Origin of the sequence: Afipia sp. GAS231 (assembly GCF_900103365.1) — a bacterium.
In the GTDB taxonomy this organism is placed as follows: Bacteria; Pseudomonadota; Alphaproteobacteria; order Rhizobiales; family Xanthobacteraceae; genus Bradyrhizobium.
Map to the genome: position 1 here is coordinate 7,082,482 of NZ_LT629703.1, position 19,452 is coordinate 7,101,933.

The window sequence follows — 19,452 nt, forward strand, 5'->3', positions numbered from 1 at the left end:
ATATGCGTCATAAGTGCGCTTCCATTCGCGCGATAATCGGCTAAAAGGTGACCGCCGCCGGCCGCGCTGTGTGACGCTGGCCGCGATTCCAATTCTGGAGAAGCAGGGAATGTTGAGCCGAGCGCTCAGTTTAGCGACGGTGACGCTTCTGATCGGCTGTTTTGCGGCGGGATCTGCGCACGCACAGGCGACCAACCTCGAAGCCGGCAAGAGCCCCTCCCAGATTTTCGCCGGTACCTGCAATGCCTGCCACAAGAGCCCGCGCGGCCTCCTGAAGTCGGTGCCGGCGTCGTCGCTGCCGGGGTTCCTGCGCCAGCATTATACGACCTCCAGCGACATGGCCTCGGTGTTGGCTTCCTTCCTGGTTTCGAATGGCGCCACCGATACCCGCTACCAGGCCAAGGATGCCCCGAAGCAGGATCCGTCCAAGAAGCCGGACGGCAGGCAGGAAGCGAAGCAGGACGGAAGGCCCGAAACCAAGCCGGAGCAACTCGACCGCTTTGGCCGCAGGCTGCATCCATCCGCGCCGGCGCAAGAGGCCTCGAAACCTGGTGCCGCAAAACCTGACGCTGATGGACTGGCGCCGCAAGGCGAGGGCGGAAGACCCGGCCGCGACGCCAAGCGACTGGCGCGTCCGGGACAGACACCCGAAGGGGCCAAGCCCGAGGATGGTCAGACACCGGCGCAGGCAGCGAGCGACGGCAAGTCGGGCGGCAAGCAGAGGCTGGGCAAGCGCGGCAGGCCCGGCGCCGAAGAGCCGAAGACGGACGAGGCCAAAGGCAACGCCGCCAAGGACGATGCCGGCAAGACCGAGACCGCCAAAACCGAGTCTGGCAAGACTGAAACCGGCAAGACTGAAACCGGCAAGACTGAAACCGGCAAGGCTGAAACCGGCAGCGATGCAGGCAAGGGCGAGGACAAGCCCGATTCAGGCAAAGAGGCAGCCAAACCTGCCAGTGAAGGCAAGTCCGAGACGGCCAAATCTGAAACCGCGAAGATCGACGCATCAAAGGAAAGCGGCGGTGAGCCGAAGTCGCTGCGGCCTGATCCGGTTCCGGCGGTCACACCTGCGCCCGCGGGAGGATCCTCGACCACTGCCGGCGGCACGCCTGAGCCTGCGGTGAGTCCGTCTGCGCCAGCCCCGGCCGCAGTCCCACCGCCTGCACCTGTGGCCGTGACGGCGTCAGCTCCGCCCCCGCCGGCAGCCCCCGCGGGTCCGCCCGCGCCGCCGATCTCCCAATAAATTTCGTGACGGGGCCGACGGTCGTCGGCTTCGCTTGACTGCGACTAGAGTGATACTCTAGTAAGATGCTGAGTAGAGTATTGCTCTAGCTGATAGCGATGATCCGGTGCGGATTCAGGGACGGATGCGGTGACCACGGCGCGCGAGGATTTGCTGGCGGCGGGATTGGCGGTGTTCGACCGCGACGGCTTTGAGGGCGCGACGGTTGCCGCGATCCGAACCCGTGCGCGGGCTTCCAACGGCAGCTTCTTTCACTTCTTCGGATCGAAGAAGGAATTGGCCGGCACCCTGTTTCTGGAAATCCTCGGCCGCTATCACGCCTCCGTCCTTGCGGCGATCGGCGAAACCTGCGGCGCGCAGGAGGGGGTGCGGCGGCTGATCCATGCGCATCTCGACTGGGTCGTGAACAACAGGCGGGAAGCGCGGTATCTATTTGAGATTTCCCGCAGCGAATGGACCGAAGAGGTCCGCGGTGCGCAACGTGAGCAGAATTCGCGGCTGGCGGAAGCCGTCGAGCGATGGCGGGCGCCGCTGCTTGCGCGCGGCGAATTGCTGCCGATGACGGCAACGCTGTTCTTCAGCCAGATCATCGGGCCGGCGCAGATTTTCTGCCGCGCGTGGCTGTCGGGCCGCGACCGCGCCGATCCAAGAGACCAGATCGACACCCTGATCGCCTGCGCCATCCGTGCGGTGGTCGTGCCGGATGCAGGCAACGAGCCGGGAGAAAAATAATGACGTCAACGACCGACCCTGATTTCACTCCGATCGAAACCCGCATTCGCGACAATGTCGGCCGGCAGGGCTTTATGCGCCATATCGGCGCGGAACTGTCCGAATTGACGCGCGGCTCGTGCACGCTCGAGGTCGACCGCCGGCCGGAGCTGTTGCAGCAACACGGGCTGTTCCACGGCGGCGTCACCGCTTTCCTGGTCGACAATGCCACGACGATCGCGGCGGCGACGTCGCGCGGGCAGTCGGCGCTGACGGCGGAATTCAAATTGAATCTGTTGTCGCCGGCGGCCGGCGAACGCCTGATCTGCCGGGCGCGCGTGATCAAGCCGGGGCGTCAGGTCGCCGTCGTCGCGGCCGACGTGTTCTGCATCACTGATGGCGTCGAGAAACACACCGCGACCGCACTGGCGTCGATCGCGATGCTCGACGAGAAGGCGGCCGCCAGGATCGCAGGCTGAAAAATTTCAAGCCCGGCCTGAGGGGCCGGGCTTGAGGGTCGTCACGAAGCGTTACAGCATAGAATGCTTTTACTCGGTCTCGGCCGCCGGTGCCGCATCGTCGTGCTGGGCTTCCGGATCGAAGAACTCGCCGGCGGCGGCGAGCGCCTCGGCGGCGGCGTCCTGGTCTTCCTGGCGGGTCGAGATGTCTTCGCCGCGGTTGATGCGCTCGGCTTCATCGGCGCTGCGCGCCACGGTGACGCTGACGCTGACCTCGACTTCGGGATGCACGGCGATCGAGATCGTGTGCTTGCCGATGGTCTTGACCGGCGCGTCGAGCAGCACCTGGCTGCGGCTGATGGTGACGCCATCGGCCTCGAACGAGGCGATGATGTCGCGCACGCTGACCGAACCGAACAACTGGCCGGTTTCGGAGGCCTGACGCAGCACGACGACGTTGCGGCCGTTGATCTTCTCCGCGACCTTGGTCGCTTCGCCCTTGGCCTTGATGTTGTTGGCCTCGAGTTCGGCCTTCATGCCGTCGAACTTGGAGCGGTTGTCGGCGGTGGCGCGCAGCGCCTTGCCGCGCTTGAGCAGAAAGTTACGGGCAAACCCGTCCTTGACGCGGACGACTTCGCCCATCTGGCCGAGCTTGGCGACGCGTTCCAGCAAAATGACTTCCATTTTCGTTCTCCTTTGATGTGATCGATGTTTGGTTTCAGTGGATGGTGGAATTCTCAGGAAGCGGGCAAGGGTGGTGGCTGCTTGCTGCGCAGATAGCGTTCACGAAATCCGAACACGGCGTCGGCAAGGCCGAGTGCAACCATCGCCAGCACCGGCCAGCCGAACACCACGACGATGGCGTAGGTGCAGGACAGCCAGATCGCGCGGCTCTTCAGCGCCAGCGTCAGCGTGTGCAGGACGGCAAAACCGGTAAAGGCGTAGGCCATCATCAGTGCCGTGGTCGCGATCTGCGCAAACAGGGCGGCAAGTCCGCCGATGAAACAGAAAGCCAGCGCGACCGACAGCACCACCAGCGTCATCGGCGGCAGTTGGGCGGTTCGAAGATCCGGCCAGGGCCGGTGCAGCCGGCCTGAGGTCGCCGCGATCTTGCCGGCAAGCCAGAGGTTGAGAGATAGCGTCATCATCGAGACGATCGCCGCCGCCGGCGGCGCGATGAGAGCGATCGCTGCCACCCAACGTTCGACATCGCCCGAAGAGGCGGCATCGCGGGGGCCGAGAATCCGCAACAGCCCGCGGCGCAGTGTGCCGGTGATGGCTTCCGCATCGGTGCCGAGTGTCAGCAACGCCGCCATGGTCGTCAGCGCGGCAAAGGCTGCGATCCAGAGCAGGATGCGGCCAACCGGATACCATTCGAGCGCGGGGGCAGCCGGCGCGGCGCCGATCGCGGGCGCGGCGTTGGCGATCGGCCGGCCGAGCAGCGCGAGATGGCCGAGCCACCAGGCCGGCAGTGCGACGGTGAGGGCAAAGGCTGCGCAGTAGGGCAGGCCGAACATCGCGCCGAGACCGGAGGCGGCGGCAATGCCGCCGAGCGTGGCCGCGAGCGGTCCCCATCCGAGCGCCGTCACCATCAGCGGCAGCGGCGACAGATAGAACAGCACGAGCGAGATCAGTGCGCCCGAAATGATCGAGGCGAACATCAGCGCCGACGCAGAGCCGGCCGCAAGCGCAATGAGGATAACTGCGATCATCAGCTGTCCCGCTCCTTTCGAGCGGTTAGAGGTCGTTCGACCCCAACCATCGGCGACCGGACGACCCGGAAGCCTCTTGAAGAATGCGGTCCGCGGCGTAAGCGCCGCGGACCAAAGTAGTTTAGCGAATAACGTAGGGCAGCAGGCCGAGGAACCGCGAGCGCTTGATGGCGCGGGCGAGTTCACGCTGCTTCTTGGCGGAGACGGCGGTGATGCGGCTCGGCACGATCTTGCCGCGCTCGGAGACGTAACGCATCAGCAGCTTGGAATCCTTGTAGTCGATCTTCGGCGCATTCGGACCCGTGAACGGGCAGGTCTTGCGGCGACGGAAAAACGGACGGCGTGCACCAGCTTCAGCCATGATTCTTACTCCTCAACCGCTGCGGTGGTTGCTTCGTCGTCACGCGGCCGACGCGGGCCACGGTCGCCGCGGAAGCCGCCACCTTCGCCACCCCGGAAACCGCCTTCGCGATCGCCACGGAAGCCGCCTTCACGGTCGCCGCGGAAGCCGCCGCCACGATCGTCACGTTCGCGATCGCGATCGGCCTTGCGCATCATCGCCGAGGGACCTTCCTCGTGCTCTTCGACGCGGACGGTGAGATAACGGATCACGTCTTCGCTGATCCGCTCCTGCCGCTCGATCTCGGTGACCGCGGAAGAGGGAGCATCGATGTTCATCAGAACGAAATGCGCCTTGCGATTCTTGTTCATGCGATAGGTGAGCGAACGCACGCCCCAGTTTTCCATCTTCACGACCTTGCCGCCGAGACCTTCGACGATGCCGGTCATCTGGGTGGTCAGTTCTTCGACCTGCTGGGTGCTCGCATCCTGACGCGCGAGAAAAACATGCTCATAAAGAGGCATGGGTGTCCTTTCCTGTGTTAGCGCGGTTCCAGGCGGCAAGCCCTTCGAGACCTCCGGAAAGGACTCGATAATGCTCAGAAGGCGGAAGCACGGGACGACGGGCCGACTGGCCCTGCCACATCAACATCGCCGAAAGGTGAGATTGCTGAGACCGTCCGTTCAGCTCCCGGCCGGGATCCACGGATGCGCGGGTTATAAGGATTTTGGGCTCGCTGGCAAGCGTTGATGCCTGACTTGGCGGGGTTTCTGGCCGGATGGCTGCCCCGCCGGGACAGCGCAGGGGATAGCACAGGCCCTCGATTGACATATTTGTTTGTATATCATACAAATAAAGATCGAGAGGGCAAAATGGCTCCCAAATCCGTCCAATCCGCTCCCGAAGCGTCCAGCAGCGATCCCAAGCATGCTGCCCGCGCCACCCGTTCTGCCGGGCGCGAGATGCGCTCGCGCCTGCTCGACGGCGCCAGCCGGCTGTTCAGGGAGCAGGGGCTCGCCGGCACCTCGATCTCGGATATCGCAGCCGCTGCCGACGCTTTCCCGAGCCAGATCACCTATTACTTCCGCACCAAGGAAGCGCTGTTCGTCGAAGCCGCCTGCCGCGACATGCTGTATGTGGCGCGCGCGGCGGAGCAGGCGGCGCTGCAGGTGCATACGCCGCGGGATTACACCCGCGCGCTGGTCGAGAGCGTGACGGCGACCGATTCGGTGGCATTCTTCGCCGAGGCGCTGACCCTGACGCGCCGCCGCCAGGATCTCGCGCCGCTGGTCGAGCGCACCATCGAGCGGTTGCACGGCGAGGGGCTGCGCGCCTATTCGAACCAGATCGAACGGCACGGTTGGAGCACCTTGCGCGATCCTGACGCGACTTCGCGGCGGTTCTGGGCGATCGCGATCGGTGTGATGGTCGAGGGCTATGCGATGGGCCGCTCGGCCGAGGAGCTTTGCGCCGAGATGCTGCGCGTGCTGGGCGAGCAGGCGACGACAAGCAAGGCCGGCGACCGCGCGCGCCTGCGCGTCGTCGATGACAACAATGCATCCGTTTCAGCGCCACCCGGCGGGGAGACTTCATCATGACCGCGCTTCGCATGCGGGCCCGCGATTTTCTGACCGAGGATCAACTGATCGCCGTGCGCGAGCGTTCGACGTGGAAAGGCGTGGCGATGATCGCGCACGTCTGGGTGCTGATATTGGGCTCGATCGCACTGGTGGCGTGGTGGCCGAATCCGCTGACGTTCGTTCTGGCGGTCGGCATCATCGGTTCGCGCCAACTTGGATTGGCGATCCTGATGCATGACGGCGCGCATGGCTGTCTGTCGGCGGACGAGAAGGTCAATCTGACGCTGAGCCAGTGGTTCTGCGCCTATCCGGTTTTCGCCGAGACGCGGGCCTATCGTCGCTATCATCTGCAGCATCATGCGAAGACGCAGCAGGAAGACGACCCTGATCTCGTCCTGTCGGCGCCGTTCCCGATCACCGGGATGAGCTACCGCCGCAAATTCCTGCGCGATATCACCGGACAGACCGGTTATCAGCAGCGCAAGGCGCAATGGCTCAATGCGCTCGGACCGAAAGAGTGGCCGCTGGCGCAGCGCGCCGCGCATTTCTGGGAGAAGCTCGGCCCGCAATGTGCCGTCAACGCTGTGCTGTTCGCGGGTCTCGCCGCCGCCGGCGTCTGGTGGGCCTATCCGCTGCTATGGCTGTTGCCGCTCGTCACCTGGCAGATGGTGATCACCCGCATCCGCAACATCGCCGAGCACGCGGTGGTGCCCGACAGCGCCGATCCCTTGCGCAATACCCGCACCACCCAGGCCAATTTCCTCGAGCGGCTGTTTATCGCGCCGTATTACGTCAACTATCACCTCGAGCATCATCTGCTGTTCTATGTGCCCTGCTACAACCTGCCGCTGGTGCACCGCATCCTGAGCCAGAGCCGGCATGCGGAGCGCATGGAAGTGCAGCCGAATTACGCCACCGTGCTGCGGCTGGCGACGGCGAAGCCGAATCTCGAGGATCGCCCCGGGCAGTTGGCGAGCAGCGCACGCCGCGCGCGGGCCGGCGCAGAGGTCGGCAGCGACCAGGCGGCGGGCGGCTTCTAGTTGCTCAGCCGGTGGCCTGGACCGGCCCAGTCATCCCGCAGCACCGCTTGACATCCCGGCCCCCGTCAGTGTCTTACGGCCTCTTCTTGATGAGGGAGCGCCGATGACGGCTGCATTTACATTTCCGGGGCAGGGATCCCAGGCGGTCGGCATGGGCAAGGCCCTGGCGGAGGCCTTTCCGGCCGCACGGGCAGTATTCGACGAGGTCGATGCGGCGCTCGGCGAGAAGCTGACGGCGATCATCTGGGAAGGCCCGGCCGAAACCCTCCAGCTCACCGAAAACGCCCAACCGGCCCTGATGGCGGTCTCGCTCGCGACATTGCGCGTGCTGGAGACCGAAGCGGGCTTTTCGGTCGGGCGGGATGCCGCTTATGTCGCGGGCCATTCGCTTGGCGAATATTCGGCGCTGGCCGCCGCCGGCAGCCTCAGCATCAGCGACACCGCGCGCCTGCTGCGCATCCGTGGGTTGGCCATGCAGAAGGCAGTACCGGTCGGCGCCGGTGCGATGGCAGCACTACTCGGGCTCGACTACGAGGCCGCCGTGGCGGTTGCCGCCGAAGCCGCGGAGGGACAGGTCTGCCAGGCCGCCAACGACAATGGCGGCGGGCAGGTGGTGGTGTCCGGCGACAAGGCTGCGGTGGAGCGCGCGCTCGAGATCGCCAAGACCAAGGGCGCCAAGCGGGCGATGCTGCTGCCGGTGTCGGCGCCGTTCCATTGCAAGCTGATGCAGCCGGCCGCCGACGCGATGGCAAAGGCATTGGCGGACGTGACGATCAAGGCGCCGGCCTCGCCGCTGGTGTCGAACGTGCTGGCGTCAGCGATCACCGATCCCGACGAGATCCGCCGCCGGCTGGTCGAACAGGTCACCGGCACCGTGCGCTGGCGCGAGTCGGTCGCCTACATGGCGGCCCACGGCGTCACCAGGTTCTTCGAGATCGGCGCCGGCAAGGTGTTGAGCGGGCTGGTCAAGCGCATCGCCGATGGGGCGGTCGGCGTGTCCATAAGCGGGCCGGGCGACATTGCCGCCGCCAAGGACGCATTGGCTGCATCGGCGTAAAGTGCGGTTAAGGAGATTATGATGTTCGATTTGACGGGCAGGACGGCACTGGTGACCGGCGCGACCGGCGGCATCGGCGGGGCGATCGCGCTGGCCCTGCACAAGCAGGGCGCCACGGTTGCGATTTCCGGAACCCGGCGCGAAGTGCTGGATTCTTTCGCCGGCCAACTGGGCGAGCGCGTCCATGTGCTGCCATGCAACCTTTCCGACAGTGCCGAGGTCGAGGCGCTGGTGCCCGCGGCGGAAGCAGCGTTAGGGCAGGTTGACATCCTGATCGCCAACGCCGGCATCACGCGTGACAATTTATTTGTGCAGTTGCGCGACGAGGACTGGGACGACGTCATCAAGGTCAACCTGACCGCGACGTTCCGATTGGCCCGCGCCGCAACCAAATTGATGATGCGCAAACGCTTCGGCCGCATCATCGCGATCACCTCGATCGTAGGCGTCACCGGCAACCCCGGCCAGGCCAACTACACCGCCTCGAAGGCCGGAATCATCGGTCTGATCAAGACGCTGGGCGCGGAATATGCCAAGCGCAACGTCACCGCCAATTGCATCGCGCCGGGATTCATCAAGACGCCGATGACCGACGCGCTCAACGACAAGCAGCGTGAGGCCATCCTGGCCAAGGTTCCTGCCGCACGGCTGGGGACGCCGGAGGACATTGCTGCAGCCGCGGTCTATCTGGCTTCGAACGAGGCCGCTTACGTCACCGGCCAGACGATTCACGTCAACGGCGGAATGGCCATGATTTGAGCGATTTACCGGCCCGGCCGATGCGGCGAAAGGCCGTTTCGGGCGGTTGGGCGAGGTTTGTAGTCAAGGTGAGGGAAGTATGATAACCGAACCCCCGACGGATGGGCAAAGAAGGCCATTGCAGGATATTGAAACCCTGTATATTGGCGTGGCGACGCCTGCCGTTCGCCGGGCTTTGTCGGCTACCACCGGGCCGAATCAAGACTATGCGCGATAGCGAAGGAAGTTTAACGACCACGATGGCTCGTAGCGTCTCTGTAGCGTCTTGGGTCGGGTCCATTGGAACAAGCACGAGGTTGAACGATGAGTGAGATTGGCGAGCGGGTTAAGAAGATTGTTGTCGAACATCTCGGTGTTGAGCCGGACAAGGTGGTCGACGCTGCAAGTTTCATCGACGACCTCGGCGCCGACAGCCTCGACACGGTCGAGCTTGTGATGGCATTTGAAGAAGAGTTCGGTTGCGAAATTCCCGATGACGCCGCCGAGACGATTTTGACCGTCGGCGACGCGACCAAGTTTCTCGAAAAGAACGCGAAAAGCTGACGTCCCGGGCGCGGTGCAATAGAGCCGGACGGACCGTTGTTGAACGGTCCCCCGGTTTCTTGTTTTGGGCCGCCAGTTTCGGGCTGGAGTTTTTGACATGAGACGGGTTGTCGTCACGGGGCTGGGCATGGTTACGCCGCTCGGCTGCGGCGTTGACACAACGTGGGCGCGTATTCTCAACGGCGACAGCGGCGCCAGGAAGATCGAGACGTTTGAAGTCGCCGATCTCTCCAGCCAGATCGCCTGTGTGATTCCGCGTGGCGACGGCTCCGACGGTACGTTCAATCCCGACCAGTGGATGGAGCCAAAGGACCAGCGCAAGGTCGACGACTTCATCATCTTTGCGATGGCGGCCGCGCGCCAGGCGCTCGACGATGCCGGCTGGCATCCGGAGTCCGAGGCGGACAAATGCGCGACCGGCACCCTGATCGGTTCCGGCATCGGCGGCCTGTCCGGCATTGCCGACACCGCGCTGCTCTTGAAGGAACGCGGCCCGCGCAAGGTCTCGCCGTTCTTCATTCCAGGCCGGCTGATCAATCTTGCTTCCGGCTATGTCTCGATCGAGCACGGCCTCAAGGGACCCAATCATTCCGTGGTGACGGCCTGTTCGACCGGCGCGCACGCGATCGGCGACGCCTCCCGGCTGATTGTGCTCGGCGACGCCGACGTCATGGTCGCAGGTGGAACCGAATCGCCGATCTGCCGGCTGGCGATGGCGGGCTTTTGCGCCGCGCGCGCGCTCTCGACCGGCTTCAACGAGACGCCGGAAAGGGCTTCGCGCCCCTATGACAAGGATCGCGACGGCTTCGTGATGGGCGAGGGCGCCGGCATCGTGGTGCTCGAGGAATACGAGCACGCGAAAAACCGTGGCGCGAAGATCTACGCCGAAGTGGTCGGCTACGGCCTGTCGGGCGACGCCTATCACATCACGTCGCCGGCGCCGGATGGCGACGGCGCTTTCCGCAGCATGAGCGCGGCGCTGAAGCGCGCCGGCATCGCTGCGTCGGATATCGACTATATCAACGCGCACGGCACGTCGACGCAGATCGGCGACGAGATCGAGCTCGGCGCGGTGGAACGGCTGCTCGGCAACGCCGCCTCGAAGGTGGCGATGTCGTCGACCAAATCTTCGACCGGGCATCTGCTGGGCGCTGCCGGCGCCATCGAGGCGATCTTCAGCATCCTTGCGATTCGCGACAACATCGTTCCGCCCACCATCAATCTGGAAAATCCGTCGGTGGAAACCGCGATCGATCTGGTGCCGCTGACGGCGCGCAAGCGCGAGATCGACGTCGCGCTGTCCAATTCCTTCGGTTTCGGGGGTACCAACGCCTCCGTGATCGTGCGGCGCGTGATTGACTAGCAAGTGTTTAGATCGACTCCACCGTTTTGCCGTATTCGGCGATGACTTCTAAGTGCGGGCGTATGCTATTGGCTGGGCAGATTTGTCAGGCCACGATTGAACCGGCAGGATTCAGGTTGCATCGATGAGTGAGAGGCCGCCCATTTCACCACGGAGCCCGCGCGCTGCGCTGGAGCCCGAGCAGGTGCCGCCGCCGCCGAAGCGGTCGGAGCGCGCCCGCAATCCCTTCGTGGTGATAGGCAATGCCATCATCACCATCCTGATCATCCTGATGATCGGTGCGGGAACTGCGTATTATTACGGACGGCAGCTCCTGGAAACGCCGGGCCCGCTCGGGGAAGACAAGGTCGTCAACATTCCCGCGCGTGCCGGCAAGCGCGACATCGCGGACGCCCTGCAGCGCGAGGGCGTGATCAACGTCAATCCGTGGGCGTTCATCGGCGGCGTGTTTGCGCTGAAGGCGAGTTCCGATCTCAAGCCCGGCGAATATGAGTTCAGGAAGAACGCCAGCCTGCGCGACGTCATTGCCACCATGGTCGAAGGCAAGGTGGTGCAGCACGCCGTCACCATTCCCGAAGGCCTGACCTCGGAACAGATCGTGGCGCGGCTCACCGACAACGACATCTTCGCAGGCAGCGTGCGCGAGCTGCCGCGTGAGGGCACGCTGCTGCCCGAGACCTACAAGTTCCCGCGCGGCACCACGCGCGATCAGGTGATCCAGCGGATGCAGCAGACCCAGAAGCGGGTGCTTGCGGAGATCTGGGAACGCCGCAATCCGGACGTTCCCGTCAAGTCGCCGGAAGCGCTGGTCACGCTGGCTTCGATCATCGAAAAGGAAACCGGCAAGGCCGACGAACGCAGCCGCGTTGCCGCGGTATACGTCAACCGGCTGCGCCAGAAGATGAAGCTGCAGTCCGATCCGACCATCATCTACGGCCTGGTCGGCGGCAAGGGTACGCTGGGCCGGCCGATCAAGCGCTCGGAGATCACGCAGCCGTCGCCCTACAACACCTATGTGATCGACGGTCTGCCGCCGGGCCCGATCGCCAATCCCGGCCGCGCCTCGCTGGAAGCGGCCGCCAACCCGGCGCGCACGCGCGACCTGTTCTTCGTTGCCGACGGCACCGGCGGTCATAGCTTCACCGAAACCTACGACCAGCATCAGAAGAACGTCGCCAAGCTCAGGGCGCTCGAAAAGCAGATCCAGAACGACACCGTCGAACCCGCCGACGACGCGCCGCCGCCGGCGGCCGCAGCGGGGGCGGCCGCCGATACCAATCCGACCGCGGCGACGCCAAAGCCTGCCGCGCCGAAGAAGCCCGCGCGTCCTGCGGCGCCCGCCGCTGCACCGGCCCGTCAGGGCGCGGCGCAATCGACCACAACGCCGCCGGTGGTTCAGCGTTGATACCCTCGCCGCGGATTGGAACCTAATTCCACTTTGGCGGAAATCGTTTTAAGCTCGCCAGGTTCTTGGCGAGTCCCGCCCAGCGAGTCCCGCACCCCGCCTTTCGGAGAGATTGACGCAATGGCGCTATCGAGCATGACCGGTTTTGCCCGGAGCCACGGCGCCAGCGGTCCCTACACGTTCGAATGGGAATTGAAGTCGGTCAATGCCAAGGGCTTTGACCTGCGGCTGCGGCTGCCGCCGGGATGGGACGAACTCGAGGCCCTGGCCAAGAAGCGCGCCGGCGAGGTGCTCTCGCGTGGCACGGTGTACGCCAACCTCAACGTCAAGCGCGCCAATGCGGTCTCGACGGTGCGCATCAACGAGGACGTGCTGGCCTCGATCGTGAAGGTGGCCGGCGTGCTCGCCGGCAAGATCGATGCGGTGGCGCCGAGCATCGACGGTCTGCTGGGCCTCAAGGGTGTCATCGAGGTCGTTGAACCCGAGAGCGACGAGACCGAAGAGAAGGCGGCAAAGGAAGCCGCGGCTCTGGCATTCGAGCAGGCGCTCTCCAACCTGGTCGAGATGCGCCGACGCGAGGGTGCGACGCTCGGGCAAATTCTGGCCCAGCGCATGGACGAGATCGAGAAGCTGGCGAAGAAGGCCGAGGCCGCACCGGGCCGCAAGCCCGAGGCGATCAAGGCGCGCCTGGCCGAGCAGATCGCGGCGCTGCTGGAGACCTCCGATCGTTTTGATCAGGATCGGCTCAATCAGGAAGCGATCATGATCGCGACCAAGGCCGACATCCGCGAGGAGCTCGACCGCATCGCCTCGCATGTCGCCCAGGCGCGCGAAATGATCCGCAAGGGCGGACCGGTCGGGCGGCGGCTCGATTTCCTCGCGCAGGAATTCAACCGCGAGGTCAACACCTGTTGCTCCAAATCGAACGATCTGGAATTGACCCAGACCGGGCTCGAGATGAAAAACGTGGTCGAGCAGTTTCGCGAACAGGTCCAGAATCTGGAGTGACCGATGACGGCTGTTGGCTTCGACGGGGTGGAACGCCGTGGACTGATGTTCGTGCTGTCGTCGCCGTCAGGCGCGGGCAAGACCACGCTGTCGCGCATGTTGATCGAGCGCTCGCCGGGCCTGAAGATGTCGGTCTCGGCGACCACGCGGCCGATGCGGCCGGGTGAGGTCGACGGCCGCGATTATTTCTTCGTCGACAAACCCAAATTCGAGGCGATGGCCGACAAGGGCGAACTGCTCGAATGGGCCACCGTGTTCGACAATCGCTACGGCACGCCGCGCGCGCCGGTCGAGAGCGCGCTGACGGCCGGGCAGGACGTGCTGTTCGATATCGACTGGCAGGGCACGCAGCAACTGCGGGAAAAGGCCTCCACCGACGTCGTCAGCGTGTTCATCCTGCCGCCGTCGGCCGCCGATCTCGAGAAGCGGCTGCATACCCGGGCCCAGGACTCGGACGAGGTCATTCGCGGGCGCATGGATCGCGCCAGCCACGAGCTCAGCCATTGGGCCGAATACGATTACATCATCGTCAATCAGAGCGTCGACGAGGCTTTTGCCGAAGTGCAGTCGATCCTCAAGGCCGAGCGGCTCAAGCGTGTCCGCCGCACCGGCCTGACCGAGTTCGTTCGCGGCCTGCAGCGCCAGCTGGAAAAGTAACTGCTTTCTCTCACGTCAGTTCTGCGCGCTTCGCGCCAGCCGCGACAGCATTTCCGTGACGCGTCGCTGCGGATCGTCCGGCGCGCGTGGATCGTGGGGTTCGTCACGGCGCCACATCGGAACGTCCTCATCAGGCAGCATCGACGGCGAAGGACGTTCATGGTGAATCGAATCCCAGATCGCGCGGCGCTCGCGGCGAATCTCACGATGGCGCGCCCGTGCCCGCGCGCGGCCGAACCGGTAGACCAGGCTCGCGGTGATGCCCGCCAGCGCCAGCGCGCCGGCCATCACCAGAAACAGCATCTGCATCGACGCCGGCTGCTTGGCCATCGATGAGTCGGCTGCGGCAAGTGCGACCGGCGCCGGTGCGGGCGGAGGTGCCGCCTGACTGTTGTCCGGCGGTGCGGCCTCGGGTTCGGCGGCAGCGGTACGCAAAGTGTTGGACGAACTCATCCCGGAGGAATCCGGCCAGCGCGTCGCGACCGTCGACGACGACATCGTTGTATCGGGGGCGATGGCGGCCGGGCTGTTTTGGAACGGGCTATTCTGAAACGCAGGCGCGGGCGCCATGCCGACGGTCCGCGGTTCGGCAACGGCGGCCGGTTCCTGTTCGACGCGCTGTTGCGCGGAGGTCAGTTCGGCATGCGCGTTCGCGACCGATTTTCGCACCGCCGGGCGCGCCGGAGGAGGGGCCGGATCCGCCGCCGCTTCGTCGGTGGAGTCCTGCGGCGCGGCGCGTGCGCTCTTGTCGTTCTCGTCGCGTAGATACCAGCACTGGCGCTTGGTGCCGCGTTCAAGCCGATAGTACCAATGGCTGCCCGCGGGTGTCTTGTCTTTCGGAGCCGTCAGGCAGTTGTCTGCGGCGGCTTGTGCGCGGACATTCGTCACAGAGGTGAAACTGGCTGCTGTCAGAATGCTGGCGAACAGAGCCGCGACGAATTTCGCTGAGCGGTTTGACATCGATATCCCCGGTAATGACGCGACGCTTGACGCCGCAAATCTCGTTAAAGACTTGGGTGGCAATGAGCCGCAATTCCGGAGCAGATGGGGTATAATTAGGGCCTGCGCGCCGCCTCACATGGGGCAGGCCGCTGCCACAGGAATAGTGCTGAAAATCACTGTTTGGACGCGGTCCAGCGTCCGGTACATCCATCGGATCGCACGAAGGAACCTGAGCCAGTTTTCCCTGAGAAGCGGCCGGTGCTGGTCCAGCTCAAACCTGAGGCGGATCCGCTGGTCCGCGTTGAGCCATTGGAGCTGACCTGACCCGAACTCAATTCGCCCGAAAGATTGCTGCCGGAGATGACAAATCGATCGGTGCTACTGCCGCAGGGTGTGCCCACGGCAACGGCAATCCAGGCGCCGTCGAAATTGCCGCCTCCGCCTCCACCTCCACTTCCACTGCCACCTCCTCCGCTCTTCCGCGATGCGCGGCGCGGCTCTTCCGGCTCGGATTTACTCTTTCGTGCAGGTTTTTCGCTCTCCACCGCGCGCGGGGTCTGACGTGAGCCGGACAGCGATTTTTCGTCGTTGCCGATGCTGCCGCCCGTGCTGCCGGATTGCGCGCAGGCAAAGCCGGTTCCGAACGCGACTGAAATCAACAAAGAGAGCAGGCTAATCCTGATCGAACGTTGAGCGGTATTTTGCATGGTGCTTCCAATTTCTTGAAAAAAATCTAGCGGCCGGACCCGTCGGCACAGACCGCACCAATCACGCGGCAAGATTTGCCAGTCTTGCCGCACTCGTCAAGCGCGGCCTCCCTGGCGCGGTCGACGGTTTCGCGCTGGACCAGCGACCAGGATTTGCCGGAAATCGCGAAAGCGCCGCACCGCTTGCCGTAGAAGCTCAATTCTTTCGGACATTTGCTGGCGCCACAACTGTTTTGCGCATCATCGACTGCGGCCCGACGCGACGTGTGATTCCACGACATTCCCCACTTGTCGCCGTCGGGGTTGTAGACGATCGACGCCCACGGTTTCAGATCATCCAGTTTTCGCAGCCGCGTCAGCACGCCTTCGGTCGCTTCACCGGTCGGCGTCATGCTGCTTTTCTCCTGAAACTTGCTGATCGCAAGCCGCATGCCGTTCTTGCTGTCGAGCGGTTCCGGATCGAAATTGTGCTCGTAAAGCCGGTCGCTCAATTCGCGTAACAGCACGGTATCCCTGATCGAAATCCGGTCCGGATCCGGACGCAACGAGGAGGCGAGGTTCGGTTCGGGCGGCGGCGTGACCGCGACCTGCGGCGATGCGGGCGCGGCTGCCGGCGCCACGAAATAGAAGGTGCCGTCGATCGGCGAGGAGGACACCCACGGCTGCTGCGAGCCGCCGGTCTCGCGCTTCACCGCGAGGCCGACCTGATTGAAGGTCTGGAAGATATCGAGCCCGGCCTGCCTGATCGTCGATGCCAGCGCCTTGGTGTAGGGGCTGTGGCCGTCGCTGCCGTCCTGCGCCACATTGCCGGGCTGCGTTGCGTAGGAGATCAGCGTGCCTTCCGGCGCGCGCATCTGGGCAAGGCCGCCGTCGGAGGCGCGCAATCCGCGCGCGCCGAACGGATTGTTCCGGCAGGCGTCAAGGATAACCATGTTGAGCCGGGTGCCCGAACCCTGCATCTGGCGCAGCACGAGGTTGACGTCGACCATCTGAAAATCGACATCCGCCTCGCGCGTCGGATTGGCACTGACCGGCACGAGATAATTGGAGCCGGAGACCTGAACGCCGTGGCCGGCATAATAGAACAGCGCGACGTCGGCGCCCTGAACCTGCCGGCCGAAATTCTGCACGGCGGTATCCATGGCCGGCTTGTCGAGATCGAGCTGGGCACGGCCGCCGATCAGGGTGAAGCCGAGGCCTGCCAGTGTTTCGGCCATCAGCACAGCGTCGCTGCGGGGATTGTCCAGCCGGGTCACGTTTTGATAGGCGGAATTGCCGATGACCAACGCGACGCGCTTTTCGGCCGCAGCGGGTGAGGCGAGCGCCAGCGACAACAACAGCGCCGGCGCCCAAAACCCGAAGATCTTACCGCCGAGAGCTCCGCGCATCCCTGATGCATCCTCGTCATGCGATGGCGGCAGACTATCAGCACCCGGCCGGTCCGAAAAGCGCCGGCAGGGCGTTCGGGCTGCGACCTAGTCGCTTCCGAGCACGCTAGTTGCTCTCGAGCACGTCGCTGAACAGCACGTAGCGCTCGCCGTTGAATCGGACCAGCCGCATCTGCTTGATCGGCCGCAGGTCGGTCGGCGTGGTCTTGAGCCGAATGCCCGGCAGCAGCAATGGCAGTTCCATGTCGAGATGGGACGCCTGCTTCATGATGTTCTCGCGCGTCAGATTGTCGCCGCACTGCTTGAGCAGTGCGACCACCGCGAAACCGATATTGTAGCCATAGGGCGCGTAGTAGTCGCTCTTGTTGATGCGCGGATTGTACTTGTCCATCCACACGTTCCAGGCCTTCATCGCGGGATCGTTGGCCCATTGCGGATCGGCCGGGTCTTTCTGATAGGCCGCCGAGATGATGCCCTTGGCCGCCTCGAAGCCGGCCGGCTTGATCGCGCCCGCGATCGAGGAGCCGACGCTGGAAACGAATTCCTGCGGATGCCAGTCAATATCATAGGCCTTGCGTATGGCTTGGGCGGAGAATTTCGGCACCGAGACGATGAAGAAGACGTCCGCGCCGGAAGCCTTCAGCGTGACCACCTGGGAATCGACGGTAGGGTCGCTGGTATTGTAGGTCTGCGACGACACGATCATCGTCGACGCCTTGTCGCCGAGCCCGCGCTTGAATCCCAACAGGTAGTCGCGGCCGAGATCGTCGTTCTGCGACAGGATGCCGATCTTCGCATTGGGCATGTTCGACAGAATGTAGTGGGCGTAGATCTCGCCTTCGGACGCATAATGCGGCGTCCAGCTCATCGTCCACGGAAAATGCTCGGGATCGTTGAAGACGGTGGCGCCGGTGCCGATGAAGAGATGCGGCACGCCCTTCTGGTTGATGTATTTGTACACCGCCATGTTGGTCGCGGTGCCGACGGGATTGACGAGGAACGATACTTCGTCGCTTTCGATCAGCCTGCGGATTTGCTCCACCGTCTTGGGCGGGCTGTAGGCGTCGTCGAGGCTGATGTAATTGATCTTGCGGCCGTTGACGCCGCCTTGTTCGTTGATCATTTCGAAATAGGCGGTGGCGGAGATTGCACCTGCCGCATAGGCGGAGGCGGGGCCGCTATAGGGCGTCGTGGTGCCGATCTTGATTTCGGTATCGGTAACGCCGGGGCCGTAGCGCTTCTGCGCCAGCGCGGGCGCGGTCAGCAGGGCGAGCACCAGTGCCGCGCCAGCGACAAGCTTCGAAACAGTTCCGGAAGCCATCAGCGTCTCCCTCTGTCAATCGCGAAGCGTTGAGCTTTCCCGGCTCCGGTCGTGCCGAAGCCGGGTGCTCTATTCTTTTGAAGCTTTTCCTTTCTCGAAATTTTCGAGAATGTCGTGTTCGGAGGGCTCCGCGTCAGTTCTTCAACACGATACGTCCAACTACTTTGCCGGCCCGCAGCTCTTCGATCCATTTCTGGACGTCGGCCATCGGCTCTTCCTTCATCGGCGTCGGTTTGATCTTACCGGCGCGTGCCAGCGACATCAACTCCTTGGCCTCTTCGAGCGTTCCGACCATGAAGCCCTCGATGGTCATGCGCTTGTAGACCCATTGCACCATCGGCAGGCTGAAATTGCCGCCCATCAGGCCGGAGACCACGATCTTGCCGCCGCGCGCCACCACCGACACCGCAAAGGCCATCGATTTCTCGTTGCCGGCAAAGTCGACGATCTCGTCAAAGCCGCCTTCGGTCTCCTTGATCATCCGCTTGACGACATCGGGCTCGCTGGGATCGTAGGCCACGGCCGCACCGTTCGCGAGCGCGGACTCGCGCGCGGCGGGACTGAGATCCGCCACCGCGATCTTCTGCTTGAACATCGCCTGCGCGAACGAAAGCCCCATCATGCCGACGCCGCCGAGGCCGATCAGTAGCAGATTGCGCTGCCGCGGACGATCGACCAGCCGCTTCAGCGCGCCATAGGCGGTGACGCCGGAGCACATCAGGGTCGCCGCCTGGTTGACCGGCAGCGGATCGTAGTCGAGCAGATATTTGGCGTCCGGCACCAGCACGTGGCTGGCGAAGCCACCGTCGATGGAGACGCCGAGGAAGCGCTGCTTGACGCAAAGGTTTTCGTCGCCGCTGGCGCAGTCGCGGCACTGGCCGCAGCCGATCCAGGGAAACACGGCCTGCTTCTTTCCGATCAGGTCCTTCGGGGCGTCGGGGCCGACTTCCTCAACGACACCGGCGATCTCGTGACCGAGCGTGAACGGCAGCGTCATGCCGCGCGTGGTATCGAGCTTCTTGCCGCCACCCAGATCAGCATAGCCGTCCTGGATGTGCAGGTCGGAGTGACAGAGGCCGCAGCGCTCGATGCGGACGAGAACTTCGCGTCCTTGCGGTTTCGGCGTGTCGACAATGGTTTCGCACAAAGGCGCGTCGAATTTGACCAGCGACTGGCGACGCATCAGCGCCATGGCATTTCTCCTTGGGGATGGCTTTT

At 64.2% G+C, this 19,452-nt stretch carries 21 protein-coding genes; 12 read left to right on the top strand and 9 right to left on the bottom strand.

Annotated elements, in window-relative coordinates; all coding sequences use genetic code 11:
- Positions 1-109: 109 nt before the first annotated feature.
- The 3 genes from BLS26_RS33195 to BLS26_RS33205 all read left to right on the top strand — a co-directional run bounded on the left by BLS26_RS33195 (position 110) and on the right by BLS26_RS33205 (position 2,433).
- On the top strand, positions 110-1,243 hold the full coding sequence (locus BLS26_RS33195; RefSeq protein WP_092516644.1) for a hypothetical protein: 1,134 nt from the start codon (positions 110-112) through the stop codon (positions 1,241-1,243).
- A 129-nt stretch (positions 1,244-1,372) separates the two neighbouring features.
- Entirely contained in the window at positions 1,373-1,975 is a 603-nt protein-coding gene (locus BLS26_RS33200; protein WP_092516645.1) for a TetR/AcrR family transcriptional regulator, read from the top strand.
- On the top strand, positions 1,975-2,433 hold the full coding sequence (locus tag BLS26_RS33205; protein ID WP_092516646.1) for a PaaI family thioesterase: 459 nt from the start codon (positions 1,975-1,977) through the stop codon (positions 2,431-2,433). The genes BLS26_RS33200 and BLS26_RS33205 overlap by 1 nt, the downstream gene beginning before the upstream one ends.
- Positions 2,434-2,502: 69 nt before the next feature.
- Here BLS26_RS33205 and rplI read toward each other — a convergent pair whose 3' ends face one another.
- From rplI to rpsF, 4 genes are all read right to left on the bottom strand, one after another.
- On the bottom strand, positions 2,503-3,096 hold the full coding sequence (rplI, locus tag BLS26_RS33210; protein WP_092516647.1) for a 50S ribosomal protein L9: 594 nt from the start codon (positions 3,094-3,096) through the stop codon (positions 2,503-2,505).
- A 53-nt stretch (positions 3,097-3,149) separates the two neighbouring features.
- Positions 3,150-4,124 carry a DUF2232 domain-containing protein gene (locus BLS26_RS33215; RefSeq protein WP_092516648.1) on the bottom strand — a complete coding sequence of 325 codons (975 nt, stop codon included), beginning with the start codon at positions 4,122-4,124 and terminating at the stop codon, positions 3,150-3,152.
- A gap of 121 nt (positions 4,125-4,245) precedes the next feature.
- Positions 4,246-4,485 carry a 30S ribosomal protein S18 gene (rpsR, locus tag BLS26_RS33220; protein WP_002711478.1) on the bottom strand — a complete coding sequence of 80 codons (240 nt, stop codon included), beginning with the start codon at positions 4,483-4,485 and terminating at the stop codon, positions 4,246-4,248.
- A 5-nt stretch (positions 4,486-4,490) separates the two neighbouring features.
- Positions 4,491-4,988 (bottom strand): 30S ribosomal protein S6, encoded by a 498-nt coding sequence (rpsF, locus tag BLS26_RS33225; RefSeq protein ID WP_092516649.1) that lies wholly within the window; start codon positions 4,986-4,988, stop codon positions 4,491-4,493.
- A 348-nt stretch (positions 4,989-5,336) separates the two neighbouring features.
- On the opposite strand from rpsF, the gene BLS26_RS33230 reads away from it, so the two are divergent.
- The 9 genes from BLS26_RS33230 (at position 5,337) to gmk (ending at position 13,876) form a co-directional block, all read left to right on the top strand.
- Positions 5,337-6,062 (top strand): TetR/AcrR family transcriptional regulator C-terminal domain-containing protein, encoded by a 726-nt coding sequence (locus BLS26_RS33230; RefSeq protein WP_092516650.1) that lies wholly within the window; start codon positions 5,337-5,339, stop codon positions 6,060-6,062.
- Positions 6,059-7,084, top strand: a complete 1,026-nt coding sequence (locus BLS26_RS33235; RefSeq protein WP_092516651.1) for a fatty acid desaturase family protein — start codon at positions 6,059-6,061, stop codon at positions 7,082-7,084. The genes BLS26_RS33230 and BLS26_RS33235 overlap by 4 nt, the downstream gene beginning before the upstream one ends.
- Positions 7,085-7,187: 103 nt before the next feature.
- Positions 7,188-8,141: an ACP S-malonyltransferase gene (gene fabD, locus BLS26_RS33240; RefSeq protein WP_092516652.1), complete on the top strand. Its 954-nt coding sequence runs from the start codon at positions 7,188-7,190 to the stop codon at positions 8,139-8,141.
- Between the two features lie 21 nt (positions 8,142-8,162).
- On the top strand, positions 8,163-8,900 hold the full coding sequence (gene fabG / locus BLS26_RS33245; RefSeq protein WP_092518911.1) for a 3-oxoacyl-[acyl-carrier-protein] reductase: 738 nt from the start codon (positions 8,163-8,165) through the stop codon (positions 8,898-8,900).
- A 303-nt stretch (positions 8,901-9,203) separates the two neighbouring features.
- Positions 9,204-9,443, top strand: coding sequence for an acyl carrier protein (locus BLS26_RS33250; RefSeq protein WP_027536714.1), 240 nt, complete (start codon positions 9,204-9,206; stop codon positions 9,441-9,443).
- A gap of 97 nt (positions 9,444-9,540) precedes the next feature.
- Positions 9,541-10,806, top strand: coding sequence for a beta-ketoacyl-ACP synthase II (gene fabF, locus BLS26_RS33255; RefSeq protein ID WP_092516653.1), 1,266 nt, complete (start codon positions 9,541-9,543; stop codon positions 10,804-10,806).
- Positions 10,807-10,930: 124 nt separating this feature from the next.
- The gene (mltG, locus tag BLS26_RS33260; protein WP_092516654.1) at positions 10,931-12,211 is read left to right on the top strand and encodes an endolytic transglycosylase MltG; all 1,281 of its coding nucleotides are present in this window, start codon (positions 10,931-10,933) and stop codon (positions 12,209-12,211) included.
- 120 nt (positions 12,212-12,331) lie between these two features.
- Positions 12,332-13,219: a YicC/YloC family endoribonuclease gene (locus BLS26_RS33265; RefSeq protein ID WP_092516655.1), complete on the top strand. Its 888-nt coding sequence runs from the start codon at positions 12,332-12,334 to the stop codon at positions 13,217-13,219.
- Between the two features lie 3 nt (positions 13,220-13,222).
- Positions 13,223-13,876 carry a guanylate kinase gene (gene gmk, locus BLS26_RS33270; protein ID WP_092516656.1) on the top strand — a complete coding sequence of 218 codons (654 nt, stop codon included), beginning with the start codon at positions 13,223-13,225 and terminating at the stop codon, positions 13,874-13,876.
- A gap of 15 nt (positions 13,877-13,891) precedes the next feature.
- On the opposite strand, the gene BLS26_RS33275 is transcribed toward gmk, so the two are convergent.
- The 5 genes from BLS26_RS33275 to BLS26_RS33295 form a co-directional block, all read right to left on the bottom strand.
- Positions 13,892-14,836, bottom strand: coding sequence for a hypothetical protein (locus BLS26_RS33275; protein WP_092516657.1), 945 nt, complete (start codon positions 14,834-14,836; stop codon positions 13,892-13,894).
- A gap of 155 nt (positions 14,837-14,991) precedes the next feature.
- On the bottom strand, positions 14,992-15,525 hold the full coding sequence (locus BLS26_RS33280; protein WP_092516658.1) for a hypothetical protein: 534 nt from the start codon (positions 15,523-15,525) through the stop codon (positions 14,992-14,994).
- A gap of 26 nt (positions 15,526-15,551) precedes the next feature.
- Entirely contained in the window at positions 15,552-16,913 is a 1,362-nt protein-coding gene (locus BLS26_RS33285) for a caspase family protein (RefSeq protein ID WP_092516659.1), read from the bottom strand.
- A 106-nt stretch (positions 16,914-17,019) separates the two neighbouring features.
- Positions 17,020-18,234, bottom strand: coding sequence for an ABC transporter substrate-binding protein (locus BLS26_RS33290; protein WP_092516660.1), 1,215 nt, complete (start codon positions 18,232-18,234; stop codon positions 17,020-17,022).
- Positions 18,235-18,367: 133 nt separating this feature from the next.
- Positions 18,368-19,426, bottom strand: a complete 1,059-nt coding sequence (locus tag BLS26_RS33295) for an alcohol dehydrogenase (protein WP_092516661.1) — start codon at positions 19,424-19,426, stop codon at positions 18,368-18,370.
- Between the last annotated feature and the right edge of the window lie 26 nt (positions 19,427-19,452).